The 23,710-nt window shown below is 30.8% G+C and carries 19 protein-coding genes, 1 tRNA gene and 1 pseudogene; 7 read left to right on the forward strand and 14 right to left on the reverse strand.

Annotated features, from left to right (window positions below; all coding sequences use genetic code 11):
* Positions 1 to 21: 21 nt before the first annotated feature.
* The 8 genes and pseudogenes from ACEWL1_RS01940 to ACEWL1_RS01975 form a co-directional block, all read right to left on the reverse strand.
* On the reverse strand, positions 22 to 702 hold the full coding sequence (locus ACEWL1_RS01940; RefSeq protein ID WP_409231600.1) for a hypothetical protein: 681 nt from the start codon (positions 700 to 702) through the stop codon (positions 22 to 24).
* Positions 674 to 2,077, reverse strand: a complete 1,404-nt coding sequence (locus tag ACEWL1_RS01945; protein WP_409231601.1) for a hypothetical protein — start codon at positions 2,075 to 2,077, stop codon at positions 674 to 676. The genes ACEWL1_RS01940 and ACEWL1_RS01945 overlap by 29 nt, the downstream gene beginning before the upstream one ends.
* A 270-nt stretch (positions 2,078 to 2,347) precedes the next feature.
* A pseudogene (locus ACEWL1_RS01950) lies at positions 2,348 to 2,449 on the reverse strand (ABC transporter ATPase); the annotation flags it as partial.
* Between the two features lie 126 nt (positions 2,450 to 2,575).
* Positions 2,576 to 3,034, reverse strand: coding sequence for a hypothetical protein (locus ACEWL1_RS01955; RefSeq protein ID WP_409231602.1), 459 nt, complete (start codon positions 3,032 to 3,034; stop codon positions 2,576 to 2,578).
* The gene (locus tag ACEWL1_RS01960) at positions 3,028 to 4,527 is read right to left on the reverse strand and encodes a hypothetical protein (RefSeq protein WP_409231603.1); all 1,500 of its coding nucleotides are present in this window, start codon (positions 4,525 to 4,527) and stop codon (positions 3,028 to 3,030) included. Before ACEWL1_RS01960 ends, ACEWL1_RS01955 begins: the two co-directional genes overlap by 7 nt.
* A 210-nt stretch (positions 4,528 to 4,737) precedes the next feature.
* The gene (locus ACEWL1_RS01965; RefSeq protein ID WP_409231604.1) at positions 4,738 to 5,223 is read right to left on the reverse strand and encodes an ABC transporter ATPase; all 486 of its coding nucleotides are present in this window, start codon (positions 5,221 to 5,223) and stop codon (positions 4,738 to 4,740) included.
* Between the two features lie 87 nt (positions 5,224 to 5,310).
* On the reverse strand, positions 5,311 to 5,904 hold the full coding sequence (locus ACEWL1_RS01970) for a thioredoxin family protein (protein WP_409231605.1): 594 nt from the start codon (positions 5,902 to 5,904) through the stop codon (positions 5,311 to 5,313).
* 114 nt (positions 5,905 to 6,018) lie between these two features.
* Entirely contained in the window at positions 6,019 to 6,957 is a 939-nt protein-coding gene (locus ACEWL1_RS01975) for an NAD-dependent epimerase/dehydratase family protein (protein ID WP_409231606.1), read from the reverse strand.
* Positions 6,958 to 7,201: 244 nt separating this feature from the next.
* Between ACEWL1_RS01975 and ACEWL1_RS01980 the strand changes: the two genes are divergently transcribed.
* Together ACEWL1_RS01980 and ACEWL1_RS01985 are read left to right on the forward strand one after the other, a co-directional pair.
* The gene (locus tag ACEWL1_RS01980) at positions 7,202 to 7,612 is read left to right on the forward strand and encodes a hypothetical protein (RefSeq protein ID WP_409231607.1); all 411 of its coding nucleotides are present in this window, start codon (positions 7,202 to 7,204) and stop codon (positions 7,610 to 7,612) included.
* Between the two features lie 23 nt (positions 7,613 to 7,635).
* Entirely contained in the window at positions 7,636 to 11,097 is a 3,462-nt protein-coding gene (locus ACEWL1_RS01985) for a T9SS type A sorting domain-containing protein (protein WP_409231608.1), read from the forward strand.
* 26 nt (positions 11,098 to 11,123) lie between these two features.
* Here the strand turns inward: ACEWL1_RS01985 and ACEWL1_RS01990 are convergent, their stop codons facing one another.
* Positions 11,124 to 11,603, reverse strand: coding sequence for a regulatory protein RecX (locus tag ACEWL1_RS01990; protein WP_409231609.1), 480 nt, complete (start codon positions 11,601 to 11,603; stop codon positions 11,124 to 11,126).
* A 66-nt stretch (positions 11,604 to 11,669) separates the two neighbouring features.
* On the opposite strand from ACEWL1_RS01990, the gene ACEWL1_RS01995 reads away from it, so the two are divergent.
* Complete coding sequence (locus ACEWL1_RS01995) at positions 11,670 to 13,829, forward strand: hypothetical protein (RefSeq protein ID WP_409231610.1); 2,160 nt, start codon at positions 11,670 to 11,672, stop codon at positions 13,827 to 13,829.
* 51 nt (positions 13,830 to 13,880) lie between these two features.
* Here the strand turns inward: ACEWL1_RS01995 and ACEWL1_RS02000 are convergent, their stop codons facing one another.
* The 4 genes from ACEWL1_RS02000 to ACEWL1_RS02015 are packed head-to-tail and all read right to left on the reverse strand — an operon-like array spanning position 13,881 to position 20,492.
* Positions 13,881 to 17,345 carry an efflux RND transporter permease subunit gene (locus tag ACEWL1_RS02000; RefSeq protein WP_409231611.1) on the reverse strand — a complete coding sequence of 1,155 codons (3,465 nt, stop codon included), beginning with the start codon at positions 17,343 to 17,345 and terminating at the stop codon, positions 13,881 to 13,883.
* Positions 17,346 to 17,353: 8 nt separating this feature from the next.
* Positions 17,354 to 18,526 carry an efflux RND transporter periplasmic adaptor subunit gene (locus tag ACEWL1_RS02005; protein ID WP_409231612.1) on the reverse strand — a complete coding sequence of 391 codons (1,173 nt, stop codon included), beginning with the start codon at positions 18,524 to 18,526 and terminating at the stop codon, positions 17,354 to 17,356.
* Positions 18,527 to 18,535: 9 nt separating this feature from the next.
* Positions 18,536 to 19,882 carry a TolC family protein gene (locus ACEWL1_RS02010; RefSeq protein WP_409231613.1) on the reverse strand — a complete coding sequence of 449 codons (1,347 nt, stop codon included), beginning with the start codon at positions 19,880 to 19,882 and terminating at the stop codon, positions 18,536 to 18,538.
* Positions 19,872 to 20,492 (reverse strand): TetR/AcrR family transcriptional regulator, encoded by a 621-nt coding sequence (locus tag ACEWL1_RS02015; RefSeq protein WP_409231614.1) that lies wholly within the window; start codon positions 20,490 to 20,492, stop codon positions 19,872 to 19,874. The genes ACEWL1_RS02010 and ACEWL1_RS02015 overlap by 11 nt, the downstream gene beginning before the upstream one ends.
* Before the next feature lie 126 nt (positions 20,493 to 20,618).
* Here ACEWL1_RS02015 and ACEWL1_RS02020 point away from each other — a divergent pair, with 126 nt between their 5' ends.
* From ACEWL1_RS02020 to ACEWL1_RS02030, 3 genes are all read left to right on the forward strand, one after another.
* The gene (locus ACEWL1_RS02020) at positions 20,619 to 21,590 is read left to right on the forward strand and encodes a polyprenyl synthetase family protein (protein ID WP_409231615.1); all 972 of its coding nucleotides are present in this window, start codon (positions 20,619 to 20,621) and stop codon (positions 21,588 to 21,590) included.
* A gap of 62 nt (positions 21,591 to 21,652) precedes the next feature.
* Positions 21,653 to 21,726, forward strand: a tRNA-Ile gene (locus tag ACEWL1_RS02025).
* A gap of 87 nt (positions 21,727 to 21,813) precedes the next feature.
* Positions 21,814 to 21,996 (forward strand): PID-CTERM protein-sorting domain-containing protein, encoded by a 183-nt coding sequence (locus ACEWL1_RS02030; protein ID WP_409231616.1) that lies wholly within the window; start codon positions 21,814 to 21,816, stop codon positions 21,994 to 21,996.
* Here the strand turns inward: ACEWL1_RS02030 and ACEWL1_RS02035 are convergent.
* Positions 21,993 to 22,583: a riboflavin synthase gene (locus ACEWL1_RS02035; protein ID WP_409231617.1), complete on the reverse strand. Its 591-nt coding sequence runs from the start codon at positions 22,581 to 22,583 to the stop codon at positions 21,993 to 21,995. The two genes, ACEWL1_RS02030 and ACEWL1_RS02035, sit on opposite strands and share 4 nt — an antisense overlap.
* 64 nt (positions 22,584 to 22,647) lie before the next feature.
* Between ACEWL1_RS02035 and pdxA the strand changes: the two genes are divergently transcribed.
* A complete protein-coding gene (gene pdxA, locus ACEWL1_RS02040; protein WP_409231618.1) occupies positions 22,648 to 23,691 on the forward strand; it encodes a 4-hydroxythreonine-4-phosphate dehydrogenase PdxA in 1,044 nt (347 codons plus the stop codon).
* Positions 23,692 to 23,710 lie beyond the last annotated feature (19 nt).

Below are 23,710 nucleotides of genomic sequence, written 5' to 3' on the forward strand. Positions count from 1 at the left end.
TTTAGTTTGAGCTCCTTATTACTAATCTTTTCTCTTTTTAAGAATAATTACCTTATTTCGTATTGTTTTTAATTTAATCTCATTTTTTGAAAGAGTAATGATTTTATATTTTATAATATCTTCCTTTAAAGCTATTGGGTTGTTAAGCTTTTCCCTTATGAATACTTCAGTTTCATAATTAAACTCCGTATTAATGTAAAAAGAATAATTTCCGCAACACATGTCAGATACATTTATTTTTATATGTCCTTTTTTCTTTTTGAATTTTAAAAAGACAACCCCTTTTTTATTTGAACTTGCTCCTTTTCTGCTTTTTAAGTTAGCAGCTCCAATACCAAAGAGAGGTTTATTCTTAAAATTATAGATGTATATTTTAATTTGAATTGAATCTTTTGAATTCTTATAAAATTTGTATTTATGGTAACTGTTCTTATTCAATTTTGTTAAATCATAATTTAAAAATAATGAGTCTTTAATAATGTAATAATGACCTTTCCCATATTTATCATCCCCTAAAGAAGCCCCAGAATGATATTCAAATGTTCCGTTCAAGCCAAAATTATAATAACTATAATGTTCTTGTAAAGGAGCCAATTCCGAATATTTTCCATTTATTTTGGTCTGACAATAAAGTGAGTCAAAAGAATTAATTATTAATAAAAATAAAAATACTTTAATCACTACATTTTGTTCCTTTCGCATCGTTATTACTTTTTAATTCATTGTAAACTATTTTAGCTATCTCTTCTCTTTTAATGCTATCAGGTTCAATCGCTTTGAAAGAATCTGTTTCAGCTGTTATGTTTCCGTTTGTATCCGTTTGAAACATTCCCCCAAAAGCCATTGCTCTATAATATTCCCAACCCAATAAATCATCTGGTTTTGTAGCACTGTAATTGAATTTACCTGAACCATATAACTTATCCCATTCGTACAAAGAGTATGCCATAGCATCTATATATTGACCCATAAAATTATGATGAAATGTATTTGTTCCTATTGTATAGCCATTATCTTTTGCGTATTCCTCAATTAATTGACTAAACGAATAACTACTAAATTCTACTACATTATTATATAATGCATTTATGTATGCGTGTATGGTTTCATGTATCATTGTTCTGGCTATAGATAGTTTTGATGCACTAGAAAGATAAGTATCACTTAATGTAATTATTGCACCTTTGGTGGTCGCATTACTATCGCCTATGTCATTGTTGTTTTGGATTGTTAAATGAGTTTTATCACTATCGTTAAATAATTTCAAAACCTCTTGTGAAAAATTTAAACTATCAGTATTTGAAATAATTACTTCTGGTTTTATTGGATCTTCTTTATACAATCCGTTTTCCAGTTCTGTAAAAATATTTTTTGCACATGGGTCTGTTAAATTATTAAATATATTAAAAGTTGGATTCCACCAACTAAATCCAGTTCCACCACCACTTGGGTTTCCGTCTCCTAAATTGTTATCTGGTGTTTGCCAATCAACGTCACCACCACCTTCATCGCTGTTGTCATCCATACCTTGAACATCTGCTAATTCTACAGTACATCCAAATAGCTCCGTTTCTGAACCATCAATCATACCTGCTTGATATAACATTATATATTCTTCTAAAGTAAGTGGCTCTGGTGTGCAGTTGCCTTTACTTTTGTATGCAGGTTCATTAAAAATGTATATACCCATTTTTTTTCCTTTTTCATATTTATAGCCTTTAACATAAGCCCCTTCGCTATTATGAATTAATAGTTTTCCACTAAAATAATTATTGTTTGCATCATCATCAAACAATAATGTAACAATTTGGTTTTCTACCTTTCCATTTTTTTCTATAGAGGTTACAAAAGATTTAATTTTATTCGATTTAATATCTAGAGGAGTATTTAAAACTTTAATGTCCTCTTTAAAAATAATTTCAGAAGACTTATCCCATGCAATTTTTGAGACAAACGAATTTGTACTTTTAGATAATTTTTTGTTAGATAAAAATGCTTTTTTAGATTGTTCTATACTAGGTACAGATAATTGATTTAGTTCTAAAACTTCATTTTTCTCACAACCCCAGAGCAACAAGGAGACACCTACAAAAAAAATTCCAGTTTTTAAATAATTAGTAATTTGTTTCTTTTTCATAATATTAAATGTTTTTCTTAAGCTAAATTTTATTTTTTTACTCTTAATGATTTACCAAATATAGAGGTGCAAACAGTATTGCACAAGTAGTACAAGTCTGGATTCATGAATCACGAGTGATTTCATACTTTATATTTTGAAATTTAAACATAAAGTATGAAGTAAAATCTTGTACGTTTATAAAAGCAAAAAAAGCAGGTATTAAAAAATTTATTTTAAAAAACGACCATACCAACTTTCAGAAATGGGAACTTCCCAATAATTTTCAAATTCTTCTTTGGTGGTTACTAAATTATCAAACACAATAGATTTTCAACGCAAACGAATTGATAAATTTAAAGATGATAATTTAGACAGTGTTTCGTTAGGAATTGGGATTAGTTTGTTTTAAAAAAACTCCAAACAAATTTTAGTTTGTTTGGAGTTAATAAAATATTATTATTCATTTAACATTAACGGGGTTCGCTTTTTACTATTACCCTTTACAATATTATAGAAGAAAGAAATTATCTTACCATTTTTAATTATAAAAGTCGTTACAACTTTGTCATTTGAGACTAAATGATATACTTTTTCTGAATCTTGAATTTTATAAATAAAATTAATATCTAAACTTTTAATGTTATTATTTGAAACAACAATGTATTTGTTATTAATAAGTTCTTTCCTTAAGAATTTAATATTTTCACCAATGAATAAATTAAATACCTCCTTTTTTTCTTTACTTATTTTTTTTTCAAAACCTATAAATCTTGATGATTCTTTATAAGTTCCATTTTTAGATAACACAACCTCATCTATAAAATTATTAATTAATTTTATATCCATATTTTGTTTATTACATCCCAAAACAAGTAAAATGAAAATTACACTTACTTTTTTTATTTTTTTTAACATCCTTTATTAGTTTTTGGAGCTAATCCTCCAGTTATATTTACATTATTATTACTTGGATTCAACCCTCTAATATGCATCCCTAAAGCTCCAGGATTACTTCCTCCACCACCAAGCCAAGTGCCATATGAATCTGGCAGGTTTAATCCTCCTAAATTACCCAACTCAATTGCAAAGTCTGTACAATTATAAGTGTTAAGATTATATGTCTTATTATAGTTCTTTGCTTTGTCAATTATTGCCATCAATTGAGTACTTGTAATTGTTTTAGTTACTCTTGCAGAAAAGTTATGATTTACAACACCATCATCACCAAGAACTGAATCGCTCGATACATTTACTAAAGGATATATATTGTCTGATACCGGATAGAACCCAAACGTTCTCGTTTCATTTCCTTGTCCTAATGAAATAAATGTATGACCAACCATTGTCCCATTATTGGCATCACCAGAACCTGGATTTGGCTCTAAAGCATAAATAGTAATTGAAGCTTCTTTTGTTAAATCAAAACATTTCAAATATTCATTTATATCACTAATTGGATTATCAGGACTATCTACAACAATACTTTCAACACAATTTCCGTCACTATTCATAACAAAACCCTTTTCACATTCTACAACTTCTTCTGTAACATCTATTGCGCAATTTTCAGATTCTCTAGAAAAATATTTGCTTTTACTTCCTGTATTATTAGGGCTACAATCTGTTTTATATGTTCCAGCTCCGCTTGGCGCTCCTCCGCCATCAGGGTTGGTCATTCCTTCGTCGTATTCAGGCAAATAATCATAAGCACATATTTGTTCATAAGTTATATCTAATAACTTTTTACTATATAAAAAAACTTCAACATCTTGAGACCATTGATAATAGTAATACCAATGTTCGGTTCTAACTGTAACACAACCTTCTGGCGCTCTTGATTTTATAGGGTCTAAGTCTTTTAAGTCTTTTGCAAAGTAATCTTTAATCAACTCGGCTCCTTTTTCTATCTTCTTTGCAAAAACAATTTCATCATTCTTATCAACTAAATGTATCAATCCATTAAAACTAGATGAATAGTTAAAATTAATTTCAGAAATTATTTGACTTGCTTCTGATATTTTCTCATAAACTCTCAATACATAAAAATTAATATTTTCTTCTTTAACAGTAACAACAATTTTATACGACTTAAAATAATCTCCTTTTGTTTTTTTTAAATCATTTAAATGTGGTGTTAAAGCAGAAGTGTATTTAATTGGAAACTCATAATAATCTGTTTTCAATTCTTCAGAATATTCCTTTTCAACTAAATCCCAATTTACTTCAAAATCATAAGGAATAGATTTCACAAAATCTTCCTTACTAAAAGATTGTTGTATCTTTTCTATAATATTTTGGGGTTCAAAGGTTTTATTAACTTCATTTTTCTCACAACCCCAGAACAACAAGGAGACACCTACAAAAAAAATTCCAGTTTTTAAATAATTAGTAATTTGTTTCTTTTTCATAATATTAAATGTTTTTCTAAAGCTAAATTTTATTTTTTTACTCTTAATGATTTACCAAATATAGAGGTGCAAACAGTATTGCACAAGTAGTACAAGTCTGGATTCATGAATCACGAGTGATTTCATACTTTATATTTTGAAATTTAAACATAAAGTATGAAGTAAAATCTTGTGCGTTTATAAAAGCAAAAAAAGCAGGTATTAAAAAATTTATTTTAAAAAACGACCATACCAACTTTCAGAAATGGGAACTTCCCAATAATTTTCAAATTCTTCTTTGGTGGTTACTAAATTATCAAACACAATAGATTTTCCAGTAACAGCTCTGTTTTTAAGCAGTTTTTTAAAATCTTTCAACTCTTTGTATTGCACAAATTCGCCTTGCTTAAAACACACATTCATTCGGTCTAACAATTCCACTTCATAGTCTTGTTGGATTTGTAAAATAAACTGAACAGAAGTATCAATATCAGTATTTGATAATGCAGTATTAGAACTATCTGCAAACAATACAATAAACCGATTGTATAACAATTGGTAAGAAACCTGAAACGTTGCATCATCAGCTTTCCAGCTTTCTAAAAAAGTTTTTATTTTTTCGTGAATTCCGTCAATTTCTGAATCGTAAAATTTTCTGTTTGATGGATAAATCCAAACTTTGGCAGTTTCTGGGAGCGATGTATATTCTACTAACATTTTTTAGTTTTGATACTGCAAAGATAGCACAAAAGAAAAAGTCCTTTCACAAAATGCAAAAGGACTTTTCTATCACTCTTTATAATTTTATTTTTCTAAAAAGGCAACGATATCTTCCTGTATATTTTCGCCTTTATTTTTGTTGTACCAAACTTGCAATTCTTTTTTAAAATTATCGTCTAAACCACCATGTTTTTCTTTGTAATCATTTACCATTTTTGTTGCAATTGATGGTCTTGGTCCCCAAGAAGAAATCACCTCATTGTTTTCGTTTAAGACAACTAATTTCGGAATTGCTTTTCCTCCGTTTGTTAAAAATTGGCTCATCAACTCTTCATTTTCATCACGCAACACAACTTTTAAATCTACCTTATCGCTTTCTAAACTCATCTTATGAATTACCGGAGCAATTTGTGCTGCGTCGCCACACCAACCTTCTGTAATTAACAACCAAGTTTGTTTGTTTTTTGTGTTTTTTAAAGCTTCAATTGTAGCATTAGTAAGCGTTGTTTTTTTGTCTAAACGATTCATTCTTACATCGTTTAAAGTACTGTAATTTAGTAAATCTGCAGATTGTTCTGGCCCAGTAGATTTACCTTCTTCTAACAAATCGCTCACCATTTTTCTATAGGCTTCGTACGACAAGCTTTTTGCCAAACTATCTTTAATTATCGTGCTCATGTATCTTTTTAAATTTTACTTTTTAGACGTTCTAAAAACAAGAACTTACAGTTGGTTTTTAGAATGTAAAAGTACAAGTGAAGAAGTGTTTAAAACATGATAATTATCAAGATTTTACTGTAAGTTTTTCAGCATTTCTTTAGTCATCAACTCCAAATCAAAATGATGTGTCCAGTTCCAGTCTTGTCTCGCTTTTGCATCGTCAATAACTTGTGGCCAACTATCTGCAATTTGTTGTCTAAAATCAGTTTTATACGAAATTTCAAACTCAGGAATATGTTTTTTAATTTCAGTTGCCATTTCTTCTGGCGTAAAACTAATTGCGGCTAAATTATAAGACGTTCTGGTTTTAATTGTTGCTACATCAGCTTGCATAATTTGAATGGTTGCATCAATGGCGTCTTGCATATACATCATTGGCAAACGTGTGTTTTTACTTAAAAAACATTCGTAAGATTTAATTTCAATCGCTTTAAAATAAATATCAACGGCATAATCTGTGGTTCCTCCGCCCGGTTTTGTTTTCCAACTGATAATTCCTGGATACCGAAGACTTCTTACATCAACTCCGTATCTACTATGATAATAATTACACCAATGTTCTCCAGCCAATTTACTAATTCCGTAAACAGTTGTTGGCTCCATTACGGTTTGTTGTGGCGTATTAATTTTTGGTGATGTTGGTCCGAAAGAAGCAATAGAACTTGGCCAATATACTTGTTTGATGTGTTTGTCTTTTGCCAATTCTAAAACTCCGAGTAAAGAGTTCATGTTTAATTCCCACGCTTTTTGTGGATATTTTTCTGCCGTTGCAGAAAGCATGGCTGCCATTAAATACACTTGAGTAACTTTATATTTTTGAACAACTTCTAAAATACCTTCTTTATCTGTTGCGTCTAAAATTTCAAAGGGTCCAGAGCTCATCAAATCTTCTTTTCCTTCTCTAATATCTGATGCTATCACATGATCATTTCCGTAGATTTCTCTAAGCTTTTGAGTCAGTTCAGAACCTATTTGTCCGCAAGCTCCAATAATTAAGATGGTGTCACTCATTCGTTATAATTCAAAAATATATAACACAAAAGTACATAATTTATGTATTCTTAAAAGCAAGAACAAAAAATATGTTTTTATTGATTTAAAATTAAATGTTAAAGTCAAAAAAGCAATACTAAAAAAATGTATTTTTACCGAAATTCTTAAAATGCGCAACTATTTGATTCTCTTTTTTTTAATTTTCTTGTCTTGTAAAGAAAATACTAGTACTGATCAAGAATCAAAGGTTCAAAAATCTGACATGAATATTGTTCAGAAACACCATGCTATTTTAGATCTAGAAGGAATTTCAAAAAACAAAGTTGCAAACTGGAAAGAATATCAATCAACTACAAACAACTTAAAACAGTTTTCATCTATTTCTGCAAATGAAGCTTTAAATAATGCATTAAAATTAGCTGAAATAATTAAAAATTTAAAAGATAGCATTAGACCAAAAGAATTATTGAATTTATCTTTTAGAACACGAATTAATGTGTTAGAAAACGAAGCACTTCGACTAAAAGACATGACTTTTATTCCTGCCATTACAGCAGGTGAGGTAAATGCTCAAGTCAACAAAATTATCGCAGCCTTTTCTGCAACAAATTCTAAAATAAACACCATCTATTCTCAACTAGAAGTAGAACAAGATATAGAAAACATCAATTAAAAACCCTAATTTTTACCGTAGTAATGAAAAAAATTACACTTTACACATTATTTCTTATTCCTTTTTTAACTTTTGCTCAAACTTACCAAAACAATGCCCCTTGGATGCAAGATGGTGTTTTTAAAAAGAAAGGAAAAATTACATTAAATGATATTTCAATAGCTGCAGAAAAATACTTTTCAACCATTGATAGATACAAAAAAGGAAGCGGATACAAACCTTTTAAAAGATGGGAATATCAAAATGGTTTTTATACAAATCCAGACGGAACTTTAAAAACTACAGCTCAAAAAACAGAGGCTTGGCAACAGAAAAACAAGATGAATTCTTCTGTACAAAACAATGCAAACGACACAAGTAATTGGACTTCTTTAGGTCCGTTTTCTCACACAAATACAGCTTCATGGTCTGCAGGTCAAGGAAGAGTTAATGTTGTTGCTGTTGATCCAAGTAATTCAAATACCTATTATGTTGGTGCTCCAGCTGGTGGTATTTGGAAATCTACCGATGCTGGTGTTAATTGGCAACCATTAAACGACTTTTTACCTCAAATTGGCGTTTCAGGAATTGCAATTCATCCAACAAACTCTAATATTATTTACATCGCAACAGGAGATGATGATGCCAATGATTCAGATGCCATTGGGGTTATGAAATCAACAGATGGAGGAACAACTTGGAATAGTACTGGTGCAATGGACGGAAACCCAAGAAACATGAATGATATTTTTATTGATAGTGCAAATCCAGAAATAGTACTTGTTGCAACAAGTACTGGTGTTCATAAAAGTACCGATGGTGGAGCAAATTGGACAAGAACATTAAATCAAAATATTACAGACCTAAAAAGAAAACCAGGTACTTCAGGAGCTACATCAATTTTTTATGCAGCAACATCTAACACAATATATAGATCTTTTGATGCAGGAAATACATTCACTGCAGTTCAAATAACTGGATTTACTAATTCAAGAAGAATAGCATTAGCTGTAACTCCTGCAAATCCTAATCTCGTTTATTTTGTTAGTTGGAATGGTAGTTCAACTAAGAATGGTTTTAACGGAATTTATAAATCTACGACAAGTGGCTTTAGTTTTACTAAAACAGCAGAAACTGATGATATTTTTGGAGGATCACAATCTTGGTACGATTTAGATATTACGGTTTCTGATACAGATGAAAACACCGTATATGTTGGAGTTTTAAATATTTGGAAATCTACTGACGGAGGAGATAATTTTACAGCAATAAATAGTTGGAGCTCACCAAATAGTCCTTCATATACACATGCAGATATTCATTTTTTAGATTTTATTGATGGTAAGTTTTTTGCAGGTACAGATGGTGGTGTTTATGTTTCAACAAACCACGGCGCAAGTTTTACAGACTTAACAAAAAATCTAGCAATTGGGCAGTTCTATAAAATTTCTGTGGCAAATCAAAACTCAGGTAATGTTGTTGGAGGACTTCAAGATAATGGGGGTTATGCCTTAAAAAGTAATCAATGGAGTGTTTATCATGGAGCAGACGGAATGGATTGTGCAATAAATCCACTTGATCCAGAAAATTATTTTGGGTTTATACAATACGGCGCTTCTTTGTATGAAAGTAAAGATGGTGGGTTAACAAGAACTAGTTCTGTTGGTGCTCCTGCTGCTGAAACTGGCACAAACGATAGTGGCGGAAGATGGGTAACTCCTTTAGTTGCTGATAGAAAAGGGAATCTTTATGCAGGTTATAGTAGCTTATACAAATTAGTTGATGGAACTTGGTCTAAAGTTTCAAATCATGATTTTGGTGGAGATTTATACACTATTGAAATTGACCCAAATAATGAGAAAAACATTTATGTTTCTAGAGAAGGAAATTTATTTAAAAGTATAGATGCTGGAGTAACGTTTACCAAAATATATAGTACTTCAACGATAAACTCAATAGAAATAAGTCATAATGATAGTAATGTAGCATGGTTGGTTTCTAATGGAGCTGTATATAAAACCACAAACATACATGATGCCAATCCAACATTTACAAATATTAACGGAAACTTACCTTTTAATGACAACAAACTTGTATTAAGACATCATGCTGGTAATAAGGACAATAGAGTGTATCTAGGAACTACTTTAGGCGTTTACTATATTGATGATACACTAACCAATTGGGTAACTTTTGACAATAATTTACCAAATACAGCAGTTAGAGATATAGAGATTAATGAAAAAGAAGCTAAGTTAGTAATTGCTACCTATGGAAGAGGTGTTTGGGTTTCAGACATTACAAATTCTTTCCCCGAAAATGAAGTAAAATTAGTTTCTATTGATTCTCCAATAAATAATTCTACAGGTTGTGGTTCTCTTGCTCCAACCATTACAATTCAAAATAAAGGTACAAATACCATTACTGCTGTTACTGTTAATTACAATATTGACGGAGGAGCAAATTCTGTTTATAATTGGACAGGTAGTTTAGCTTCAAATGAAACTACTCAAATAGATATTCCTGCATTTGCTGCAGCAGAAGGAAATCATACTTTTAACGTAGAAACTGTTATCAATAACGATACATATACTACAAACAACGCTAACAGTGTGTCATTTTCTATAAATGGTTCTAACGCAACGCCAACAACAGTAAATACTTTCGAATCTTCAAACGATAATCTAGTAACTGAAGCTAGTGGTTCTGGCGCTGGATTACTTGGTTTGTGGCAAAGAGGAACGCCAATAAAATCACTTTTAACAACTGTTGGTTCTGGAAACGCAGCTTATGTTACTAGTTTAAATGGAAATCATCCTGATAAAACAATTGGTTATTTGTATACAAAATGTTATGATTTAACCTTGGTTACAAACCCAGTATTAAGCTTTAAAATGGCTTTTGATATTGAGCAAGATTGGGATTATATGAATGTAGAATACACCACCGACCAAGGAAAAAATTGGTCTATTCTTGGTTCATCAACAGATGCCAATTGGTATAATAGTTCTACTACCTCAGATGCTACTGGAAGATCTAGCTTACCAGGAAAACAATGGACAGGGGAAGGAGAAGATTCAAATCCTCTTGGAGGCACAAATGCAACATTACATGACTATAGTTTTGATTTGGCTGCATTTAAAAATGAATCTAATGTAATCTTTAGGTTTAAATATCTTGCTGATGACCAAACAAATGAAGAAGGAGCTCTAATTGATGATTTAGTAATTACAGGGGTTTTACCAGTTGAAGAGTTTAATGAAATTGAAGGACTTGATATTTCTCCTAATCCATCAAATAGTATATTTAATATCAATTGGAAACAAGGCGCTGATTTTTCTATTTCCGTTTTTGATATTACAGGAAAAGTAGTTCTACAGCAAAAAAATAGTTCGCTTGCTATAAAACGATTTGAATTAGACATGTCTAAATACAGTAAAGGAATTTACTTTGCTAAAATTAAAGTTGATGACTCTTTAAGTACTAAAAAGTTAATTCTTAAATAAATTAAGAATAGCCTCTTAAAAAGAGGCTATTTTTTTTCTAATACATTCTTTACAGTTGAAAAAATAAGATCAAATTCAAAACCTTTTCTTATAAGGTAATCTGTTAATTTCTTTTTCCTTTTATAAAAATCTGATTCTTTTAATATTGAGTTTCGTTTAATAGCAATTCTATGGATTGTTGCTAAATACGCTTCTTCATCTATTTCTTTAAGAGCTGTTTTTATATTGTACTCAGAAATATCTCTAAGTTTCAATTCTCTTATAATTCTTTGTTTCCCCCAGCTTTTAATATTGAATTTTCCTCTTGCAAAACTTTTACAAAAGCGTTCTTCATTTAAAAAATCATGCTCCATCAAATGTAAAATTATTTGATTCCGTGCCTCTTCAATTAATATAAATTCTCTTAATTTTATCTCAATTTCTTTATGACAACGATCTTGATATACACAGTACCTTTCTAATTTTCTTTTAATTTCTTCAATCGAAAAGTATTTATTTTGACTCATGTATTGTAACTTCTTATTTTTAAATGTATCTAATGTTTAGTATATTACACGTAAAATATCTAGAAAATGAAAAAATTAGTAACAGTATTCGCCGGAATACTTCTAGCATTTAATGTCAATTCCCAAACAACGTTATCAGCTGGTGATATTGCAATATTACAATATAATGCTGATGGTTCTCCAGAAGTTATCAAATTTTTAGCTTTAAAAAGTATGGAAGCAGGTACCACAATTAACTTTACAGATAATGGGTGGAGAAGCAATAATACTTTTAGGTCTAACGAAGGAATAGACGTTTGGACAGCTCCTTCAAATATTACATGTGGAACTATCATCACATTTACTCTAACAAACATAGCTTTAGGGACTAATGGAGATCAAATTTTAGCATACCAAGGTTCTAGTGGATCTCCCACATTTATTTTTGCCATTAATAATCAAGGGGCTGCAGTTTGGCAAACAACTGCAAATAATGCAAGTAACTCTGCTTTACCAACAGGATTGACAAATGGTGTAAATGCGATAGCAATTTCAGAAATAGACAATGCAAAATATGATAGCAGTACACTTGTTGGTACTAAGGCTGCAATTTTAAGTGCAATTTGTAACAATGCTAATTGGGGTGGATCAAATTCAGTAAACCAAACTTTTGGCAATACTTTTACCTCAGAAACAACATGGACAACTTCTTGGTCTAACCCAAATCCTGAAGATTATTTTAAAGCCATTATTGATGGAGATTACAACACTTCTGACGATGGTGATTTTAGTGCATGTGAATTACAAATTAATAGTTTAAAAACATTAACCGTTAATTCTGGCGGAATAGTTAGTATTGAAAATGGCATCTCTGTTAGTGGGAATATCGTTATTGAAGATAATGGTTCTCTAGTACAAACAACAAAAGATGGCCCAAATACAGGAACTGGTTATTCTGTGAACAGAATTTCTACATCACAAGATGAAGAAGGAAATTATACCTATTGGTCTTCTCCATTAACCTCATCAACCTTAGCTGAAGTTGCAAACACACAAAGGTATTATTCTTTTACCGCATCAAGTCAAGCTTGGGTTGCTGGTACTTCATCAACTTCTATGACTCCTGGTTTTGGTTATATTACTACTGGAGATTCTGGTATTACCTATCCAAATACCTACACAGCAAACTTTACAGGCTCAGCATTTAACAACGGAGATATTTCTGTTACGTTAGGTTTTACTGCTGATGCTGACCCAGAAACCGATTGGAACTTGTTAGGAAATCCATATCCGTCTGCAATAGATGCTGATGCTTTTATTGCTGATAATACAACCATTGGCGGGACATTATATTTTTGGACACACAATACTTTAGATTCGGCTGGCAACAATACTCAAGATGATTATGTTCTTTGGAACGGAAGTGGCGGAATTGGTTCTTGTACAGGTTGTACTGCTCCTGATGGAAATATTGCTTCAGGGCAAGGGTTTTTTGCACAAGCACTTTCTACGGGCACAGCTACGTTTACAAATTCTATGAGAGTTTCTGGAAGTAATACTTTATTTTACAAAGGAGTAAAAAAAGAAAAAGACAGAATTTGGTTAAACTTAACTGCTGAAAATAGTTTTAGTCAAATTTTGATTGGTTTCTTTAAAAAAGCTACTGATGGTGTGGATCGAATTTATGATGGTTTGCGTTTAAATGGTGGAGCAAGCATTAACTTTTACTCCATTTTAGAAGATAATCATTATGGCATCCAAGGAAAATCCTCTTTAAAAGAAAGTGAAGAAATACAATTAGGATTTAATTCAACAAAAACGGGTGAATTTAAAATTGGAATCGAAAAAATTGAAGGTTTATTAAAAAAATCGAAAATTGTTTTACTTGACAAAGAATTAAATAAAAGACACAACTTAAAAAAAGATCCTTATCCTTTTAATGTTGATGTAGCTGGAACTTATAATGATAGGTTTGAATTATTAATCAACCCTAAAAAAATTGAAGTAATTGATCCTTCAAACAAAATTGCAAACATCTATCTAAAAAGAAACACGCTACATATTAAGTCTAAAATAAAAATTAAAAACGTTAAGGTACTAAACCTTTATGGTCAAAAATTATTTAACAAAAAAGTTAATCGTAAAGCGTTAAACATTAACCTTAAAAGAATAAAATCTACTAATATATATATTGTAAAAGTGTTATTAGAAAACGGAAAAATAATCACAAAGAAAGTAGTTCAATAAAAAAAGGCTGAGGAAATTTCCTCAGCCTTTCTCAACTATTAAAAGAAACAATTATGCCATCTTTAAACGCAACCACATTTTAAATTTTGTGACTAAGTAAAATAATATTGGCACTACGATTAATGTTAAAAATGTTGCGATTAAAAGACCGTAAATAACTGTCCAAGCTAAAGGTCCCCAAAATACAACGTTGTCTCCACCCATGTATATATTTGGATCAAAATCACTAAATAATGTAAAGAAGTTAATGTTAAATCCGATTGCCAAAGGCACCAGTCCTAAAATGGTTGTAATTGCTGTTAGTAAAACCGGACGTAAACGCGCCTTACCAGCTCTTACAATGCTCTCAAACAAATCGTTATCTTCTAAAAATGCCTTTTCATCTAAACCTAATTCTATCTTTTTCCGATCGATTAATAACTGTGCATAATCTAACAATACAACACCATTATTAACTACAATTCCGGCGAGTGATATAATCCCCATCATCGTCATCATAATTACAAAAGCGTTTCCTGTAATCACCAAACCTCCAAAAACTCCGATCAAACTTAAAAAGATTGCCAACATAATAATGGTTGGTCTAGATACAGAATTGAATTGGAAAATTAAGATAAAGAAAATCAATCCTAAACCTGTAACTAAGGCGCCCATTAAGAAAGACATTTGTTTGTTTTGCTCTTCAATTTGACCTGTATAATCTATCTTAATTCCGTTTGGTAAATCTTTAAAATTCTTCATCTCTTTTTGAACCTGACTCACAATTGCCGCAGCATCTGTATAACCCGGAGACAATGCAGAATAAACCGTAACCACACGTTTTGTATCGTTGTGTTTAATGGCGCTAAAACCAGAGTTATTCGTGTGTTCTGCTAAAGTAGAAACCGGAATTTCTTTTACTTTACCAGTATTATCTCTAAATGTTATTTTCTGATTAAAGATAGCACTTGTATTGTATCTGTTTTCTTCATTAAAACGCACATAAATATCAAAATCATCGCCACCTTCTTTGTAAACTCCAGCTTTTGACCCAAAAATTGAAGTACGTATTTGTTGACCAACTTGCGATGTGCTTACTCCTAATTCACCCGCTTTTTTTCTATCAACAAGTACTTGCATTCCTGGTTTGTCTTTGTTTACATCAATTTTTAATTCGTCAATTCCTGCAATACTTTTTGTGTTGATAAAATCGCGCATTCTTTCAGCAGTAACAATTAACTCATTATAATCACTTCCTTCAATTTCAATATTAATTGGTGCTCCAGCCGGTGGTCCGTTTGCATCTTTTTCTACAGAAATTAAAACTCCTGGATAAATGCCAACCAATGCTTTTTGTACTTTTTGTCTTAACAGTTCACTATCTTCTCCTCTTCTATATTTAAACTGACGCATCGAAGCGGTAATTTTTCCTTTATGTGGCATTTCTGCTGCTGAACCACCATCTGTTTGCGGATTCCCAGCACCTTCTCCAACTTGAGAAACAGCACTTTCTACCATAAAGTTATAATCGCCATCCATATATTTCTTGTCGTTTAAAACATCAAATACCTTCGCTTCAATTTCTTTTGTAATGACGTTTGTTTTTTCAATATCTGTCCCTTGTGGATATTCGATATAAACTACAATTTGATTTGGCTTATTATCTGGGAAAAACTCCACTTTAGTTCTTTGCATTCCTAAAGAAGCTCCAAATGCTACAAATGCTACAATTAATAATAAAAACGTTCCTCCGATTAACCAATATGGCGCTTTACCTCTTAAGGCTTTTCGGAGTCTTTTTTCATACCAATTTTCTAAACGTGGTAATGCTTTTGTTTGAAAACTATTTGCCCATCTTCTTAAGAACAATCTATACACCCACAACATGATTGCTGTAAAGATCATTAAACTTCCTAAGGCATTATACGAACCTCCAAAAAGCAATATTAAAATACCAATTACAGCTATAATACTTGTTGTTTTAATAATTTGTTTTAACGGCATATCTTTATCTTCTACACTCATAAAGTCTGAGACTAAAACGGAATTGAAAAAGATGGCTACGATTAATGATGATCCTAAAACTGTAGACAATGTTATTGGTAAGAGTTTCATAAATTCTCCCATAACTCCTGGCCATAAACCTAGCGGAATAAACGCTGCAACTGTTGTTGCTGTAGAAATGATAATAGGAAATGCAATTTCTCCAATTCCTTTTTTAGCGGCTTCGGTTCTGCTCATTCCTTCTTCATCCATTAAACGATATACGTTTTCTACTACTACAATTCCGTTGTCTACCAACATTCCGAGCCCCATAATTAATCCGAAAAGAATCATGGTGTTTAAGGTATAGCCGAATGAGTTTAGTAACATTAAAGACATAAACATTGACATCGGAATTGCAAATCCAACAAAGACTGCATTTTTAAATCCTAAGAAAAACATTAACACGGTTACCACTAAAATAACTCCGAAAATAATATTGTTAACCAAATCATCTACTGCAGCTATAGTTGTTGCCGATTGATCATTGGCAATAGTAACTTTTAGATCTTGTGGAAAAACATTTTTTATGGTGTTGGCTACAATTACTTTTATTTGTTCTGTAGCAGCAACCATATTTGTACCTGCACGTTTTTTAACGTCTAACATTACTACTTGATTTCCAAACTCTCTTGCATAAGTTGTTCTATCTTTTTCTTTAAAAGAAACGGTTGCAACATCTTTTAAATAAATAGGATTGTTGTTCTCTGATTTTACCACAAAATCTTCTAGCTCTTTTGGATTCTCAATTTCGCCTAAAATTCTAATAGTACGCCTCTGTCCGCTTGTAATTAAATTTCCGGCAGACATGGTTACGTTTCCTCCTTGAATGGTATTTATAATGTCGTTAAAACTAACTTTTGCTGCCATCATTTTGTAAATATCAACAGCAATTTCTACCTCTTTTTCTTGAACTCCACGAATATCTACTTGCTTAATCTCTTGCAAATTTTCTATTTCATCTTGTAAATATTCTCCAAATTCTTTTAATTTCCCAACCGGATAATCTCCAGAGATATTAATATTTAAGATGGGCATTTCTTCACTCATACTAAGCGAAAACACATTTGGTTCTACTTTTGCACCGTTAAATGTTGGCCAATCTTCTCCTGAAGTTTCAGAGTCTATTTCGTCTTTTATCTTTTGTTTTGCGAGTTCTACCGTAATATTTTCATCAAACTCTACTATAACCATAGAAAAATCTTCTTGAGAAGTGGAGGTGATTTTTATTACGTTACTTACCGTTTTTAGTTTGTCTTCTAACGGATCTGTAATTAATTTTTCGATATCTTCTGCTGTATTTCCTGGATATACAGAGCTGATATATATTTTGGTTTCTTTAATCTCTGGAAAACTTTCTCTTGGCATTTCAAAAAATGCTGAAATTCCTAAGTAAAAAATAACCAACATAACTACGTACATAGTAGTTTTATTGGAAATTGCCCAAGACGAAAAACCAAATTCTTTATTTACTTTTTTATTTTTATCTGACATCGATTTGCTTAGTATTTAATTACCTTAACTGTTTGTCCTTCTTTAACACTTCTTGCGCCTTCTTTAATAATTTGCACATTGTTTTTAATCCCTTCAACAACTTCTATAATATCGCCTTGTGTTCTTCCTGTTTTAATAATTCGACGTCTTGCAATACCTTCATTTTTAGCATTGCTGTTTTCTACAACATATACATATTGATCTCCGTTTGCATTTTCGGAAATGATACTTTGCGGAATTAAAAAAGACTCTTTATTCGTATAATCGTTAATCTTTAACTTTGCTGTTAAATTAGGTTTGATGTGGTTTCCAATATTTGGAACATCAATTTCTACTTTAAAAGATCTATTATTTGGGTTGATGTAATTACCCACTTGTCTAACTTTAGTTTGAATTGTTTTTCCTAAAACAGGAAAATACACCTCAACTGATTTTCCTTTTGTTATAAATGCGATATAACTCTCTGGTACCTCTGCCTCGATATACATGTTAGAAAGGTTGATAATTCTAAAAACCTCTGACCCAGGACCTGGAGCAACAACACTTCCTTTTTCTTTAAATACTTCATCAATTACACCATCAAAAGGCGCAACAATAGTTGTTTTTTCTAATTGATTTTTTAATTGATTTACCATATTTACTTGTGACAAGTATGAAGTTTTTGATTGTAAATATTGCATTTCTGAACCAATTTTTTGATTCCATAATCGCTCTTGTCTATCAAACGTAGTTTTTGCTAATTGCAACTGTGTTTCTGCTTGTGCTAATTGCTGGCTTAAACCACCGTCATTTATTGTTGCTAAAATGTCTCCTTTTTTAACCGATACTCCTTCTTTAACAAGTACAGATTCTAAAATTCCTGGCATTTCTGGGTACACAATTATGTTTTGTTTGGTACTTACATTTCCTTGCAATTCTAAATAGTGATTAAATTCTGAAGTTTTAGTAATAAACGTTGTTACTAAAGGTAATTTTTTAATAGTATCTAGTTTAGAAATAGCAACATTTAATGAATCTAATTGATTCACTATTAATTGCTGTTTACTTTCAATTTCGGTTTTCTTTTTTCTAATTTCTTCTAAGTTTCCTTTAGCAATAACAGCTTCAACTGTTTGTTCTTTTTTGCTACCGCACGATGCTAAAACAATAGTACTTGCTAAGATTAAATATATTTTCTTCATAATGTTTGATTACTTATTTAATGGAATGTTTAATGCGTTTTCTAATGCTGCCTTTTTAGCAATTACATTTAGCATTGATTGTACATAATTTTGTTGTTGTGTGTATAATTGATTTTGAGCCTGAGACAAATCAAAACTTGTAGAAACACCTTCAAAGAATTTTATTTGTTGCTTTTTTTCTATTCTTTGTGCCAATTCTAAATTTTGTTTTGCTGCTTCATATTGCTCTACACTAAACTTATAATCGCTTTTTGCAGTAGCAGCTTGTAAGTTTAGTTGTTCTTTTATTTCTATTAGTTGAATGTCTGCATTGTCGAATTCAAATTTAGCTTGTCTTGTTTTTGATCTTCTTTCAAAACTGCTAAAAATTGGAATGTCTAAACTAACCCCAAATAAAGACGAATTGTACCATTTTTGATCGCTATTAAAAAAACTGAAAGTATCTGAATTTCCTGTATATCCGTAATTCACAAAGGCTCTTAAAGAAGGCAATGCTTTCGATTTTTCTAACAACACAAGCAGTCTATTTCCTTCTTTGTTGTTTTCTGCAATTTTATAATCTATATGATTTGTAACACTAAACGTTTTAGCTAATACACTTAAATCTATATTTTCTAAAATTAAAGTATCTAAATTATCTGTTAATACAATCTCCTCGTCTATGAAGTTTCCCATAGAAATATTTAGCATTTTATACCCAAGATTTCTTAACCTAATTGTATTATTTAATTGACTTTTTACTGTCGTTAACGTAATTTGCAATTGCTCAACATCTTCTTCTTCTGTCAATCCATTTTTATAGATTTTCTTTGTATCAGAAAGCATTTTTTCTAAAGTCATTAAATTTCTTTTTAGAATTTCTATGCTTTTTTCTGCTATCAACACATTTCCGTAGGCATTAATTACTGCTTCTCTAATACTTAATGCTGTTTTTTCTTTTGCTTGTTTAGAGATGTTTAAATAGGTTTTTGCAGATTGCAAACCAACAATATAAGAACCATCAAAAATTAATTGATTTAAGGTAATGGCTGCATTTACATTTTGCTTTGTACCAAAAGTTACCGGAACAAAAGTTCCTGCTGGTCCTCCAGTAATTTCAGCTGGCAACAAAGAAACTTGTTGCTTTAACCAATTTTGATAATCTACTTTTGCGCTAATTTTTGGCAACCCAATTGTTGTCGTTTCCCATTGTTTTTCTTTTGCTGCCAACACATTATTTTGTGCCGTTTTTGCATTGTAGTTATTTTTTATAGCAAAATCTACAGCTTCTTTTAAAGAAAAACCCTTTGTTTTTTCTTGAGAGAAGCCTAAAGCTATAAAACATAAACTAAAAAATAGTATTAATTTATTTTGCATTGTATTCTGATTGTTTGTTTGTTATAATTTTATTTAATTTTTCAATCCCTTTTTCTGAACATATTCCTCTTAGGTGATATTCTAAGTAAAAACTCATAATATTATTCATAGAGAATTGATTTAAGGGAAATAATTCTTCGTCCTTTAAGCCAATCATACCATGAAAATAAATTCTTGATACAAAGTCAATATCTATGGTATTTCTGTAAAACCCTAACGCTACACCTCTATTTAAATTTCTAATAACACAGTCTTGCATTACATCAAATTGTTTACTTTTTAATGTTGCATAAATCTTTGGATAGTATTTTTGTAGTTGATATTGTGGAGATGTTTTTTCATTTTTTAAATACTTCATAGAAAAACGTTTTATTTCATACAATTCATCTATTGGATTATTTTCTTTGCTACAAATCATATCAATTCCTGTACAAACTGTTTCAAAAACAGAGCTGGTTACCTCGTTAATTAAATCTGTTTTATTTCTAAAATGATTGTAAATCGTTTTTTTTGAAACACCTAGTTCATTTGCGATATCATCCATCGTAACACTTTTAAACCCAAGGCTTAAAAACATCTCAGTTGCTTTATGTAATATTTTATCTTTCATAATCGAATGCAAATATACAAACGGAAACTTAAAAAACAATAAAAGTTTCCAAAGTTTTTACAATTCTTTAACTTTAGAGTTTACAAAGCAAAATCTTTGCTACATTTGCTCTTTAAAATAATTACTTTGGATTTATCAAAATTTCAACAAGAATTTTCAGCTTATAGAGAGGCTCAAAACTTAACTCAAGAACCAAAAAACCTCTATGAACCCATCCGTTATATTTTAAGTTTAGGTGGTAAAAAAATTCGTCCTGTTTTAACATTAATGGCGGCAAGTTTGTTTTCTGATGAGTATAAAAAAGCGCTTCCAGCAGCTTATGCTGTAGAAATGTTTCATAACTTCACTTTAGTGCATGATGATATTATGGACGATGCCCCGTTGCGAAGAGGAAAAGAAACTGTTCACGAAAAATGGAATATCAATACTGGTATATTATCTGGCGATGCAATGCTGATATTAGCCTACCAGTATTTTGAAAATTATTCTCCAGTCATTTTTCAAAAATTAGCACAGTTATTTAGTAAAACCGCCATTGAAGTTTGTGACGGACAACAATTAGATGTAGATTTTGAAACTAGAAATGATGTTTCTATCGAAGAATACATCAAAATGATTTCTTTAAAAACATCGGTTTTAATTGGTGCCGCTTTAAAAATGGGCGCAATTGTTTGTGAATCTAACGAAAAAGATGCCGATATTTTATATGCTTTTGGATTAAATCTTGGTATCGCTTTTCAGTTACAAGATGATTATTTAGATACTTACGGAAATCCTGAAACTTTTGGAAAACAAGTTGGTGGAGACATTATTGAAAACAAAAAAACCTTTCTGTATTTAAAAGCGCTAGAATTAGCTTCATCAGAAGATAGAAACCAGTTAAATAAGTTTTATCAATCTAAGCTAGAAGATAATAACGAGAAAATAACATTAGTGAAAAGAATGTTTGACAAATATCAGATTCCTACTTACATGAAAGCACAAATAAACGATTATAGCCAAAAAGCCTTTGCTGTTTTAGATGACATAAACATTTCTGATAAAGCAAAAAACGGGTTGTTAGAATTTGGAAAAGCACTAATGACACGTAACGTATAAAGAAATTATATTTTTAGTTTGGTGTAATTCAAAAAAGATAGTAGTTTTGCCAAACTTTAGTAGGACCCATAGCTCAGTTGGTTAGAGCATCTGACTCATAATCAGAGGGTCCCAGGTTCGAGCCCTGGTGGGTCCACTATTTTATTGAAATTTAATTCCTATATTTGGTCCGTAAGTATTGATTTTTTCTCATTATTTACAAAATCAAATTATATTTTATAAAGTGAAAAACAAAACTAAAATATTGTTATTTGTTGTTGTATTTTGTACAACTTTCACTTATGCGCAAATGGTTCCACCACCAGTTCCACCACCACCACCACCGGGATTGCCAATAGATGGAGGAATTTTATTTTTAATTATTTCTGGAATTCTTTTAGGGGTTACAAAACTAAAGAAGAATTAGTTTCTTAAAGCATTTAGTTTCACAACATATTTTCCAAGTACATCAAACTCTAAGTTTACCTTGTCTCCTATTTTTAATAGATGAAAAGTAGTATGTTCTTTTGTAAAAGGAATGATTGCAACACTAAACTCATTCGCTTTAGAGTTTACAACAGTTAAACTAACACCATTTATTGTAATCGATCCTTTTTCTATCGTAAGATTGTTGCTTCCAGAACTATACGTAAACGTAAAGATTGTACTTCCGTTTTGTTCTAAAATAGCTGAACAAACTCCTGTTTCATCTACATGACCTTGCACAATATGACCGTCTAATCGATCACCTAATTTCATAGCTCTTTCTAAATTTACTTTTTCGCCAATAACCAAATCACCGATAGCTGTTTTATCAATTGTTTCTTTAATTGCTGTTACTGTATATGCATCATTATCTATAGCAACAACCGTTAAACATACACCATTGTGAGCAACACTCTGATCTACTTTTAATTCATTCGTAAAATTACTCGTAACCGTTATGTGTAAATTGTCTTTTTCTTTAACGATTTGTTTCACTTCTCCTAAGCTTTCAATAATTCCAGTAAACATAGATTCTAAATTTTAATTCGTTATTTTTGCACGAATCAAAACTAATAATATTGAATCATAAATGATGGATAAATTAGAAAAAATAGTTGTTGGAATATCAATTGGAGATTTAAATGGAATTGGAATTGAAATCATTTTAAAAACTTTTGAAGATAAAAGAATGCTAGATTTTTGTACTCCGGTTATTTTTGGGTCAACTAAAAGTATTTCATATCACAAAAAATTATTAAATTCTGAAACACAAATACACAGTATTACGGCTATAAAACAAGTAACTGAAAATAAAATTAATTTATTAAATATTTGGAAAGAAGAGGTTGCATTCGAAATAGGAAATGCAACTAAAATTTCTGGCGAATATGCGTTTAAATCTTTAGAAACGGCAGTAAACCATTTAAAAGACAACACCATTGATGTTTTACTAACTGCACCTATCAATAAAGAAAACATACAATCAGATAGCTTTCATTTTCCTGGTCATACAGAATATTTAGAAAACGAATTGGAAGGTGAAAGTTTAATGATTTTAATTTCTGATAAATTAAGAGTAGGTCTAGTTACGGGACACATTCCTATTGCTAAAATTTCTGAAACCATTACACCCGAATTGATTAAAAAGAAAGTAGCAATTATGCATGCTACTTTGGTAAAAGATTTCGGAATTAACAAACCCAAAATTGCAATTCTTGGATTAAACCCACATTGCGGAGATAAAGGTGTTATTGGCAAAGAGGATGATGAGATTATTAGACCAACTATTAACGAAATAAAAGAATCTGGCAAATTGGTTTTTGGGCCTTATGCTGCAGATGGGTTCTTTGGATCTAACACATACAAACAGTTTGATGGCGTTTTAGCCATGTATCACGACCAAGGTTTAGCGCCTTTTAAAGCGCTGTCTTTTGGCAACGGAGTAAATTATACTGCGGGTTTATCAAAAATAAGAACGTCGCCAGATCACGGAACAGCTTTTGAAATCGCTGGAAAAAACGAAGCAAATCACACCTCATTTAAAGAAGCTCTTTTTACAGCAATTGAAATTTACAGAAAAAGAAAAGAATACAATAACTTAACTGTTAATGTACTTGAAGTGAAACAAATAAGATAAATTTCTTTTTTAAAGATTC

This window comes from Polaribacter gochangensis (assembly GCF_046224025.1).
Lineage (GTDB): Bacteria > Bacteroidota > Bacteroidia > Flavobacteriales > Flavobacteriaceae > Polaribacter > Polaribacter gochangensis.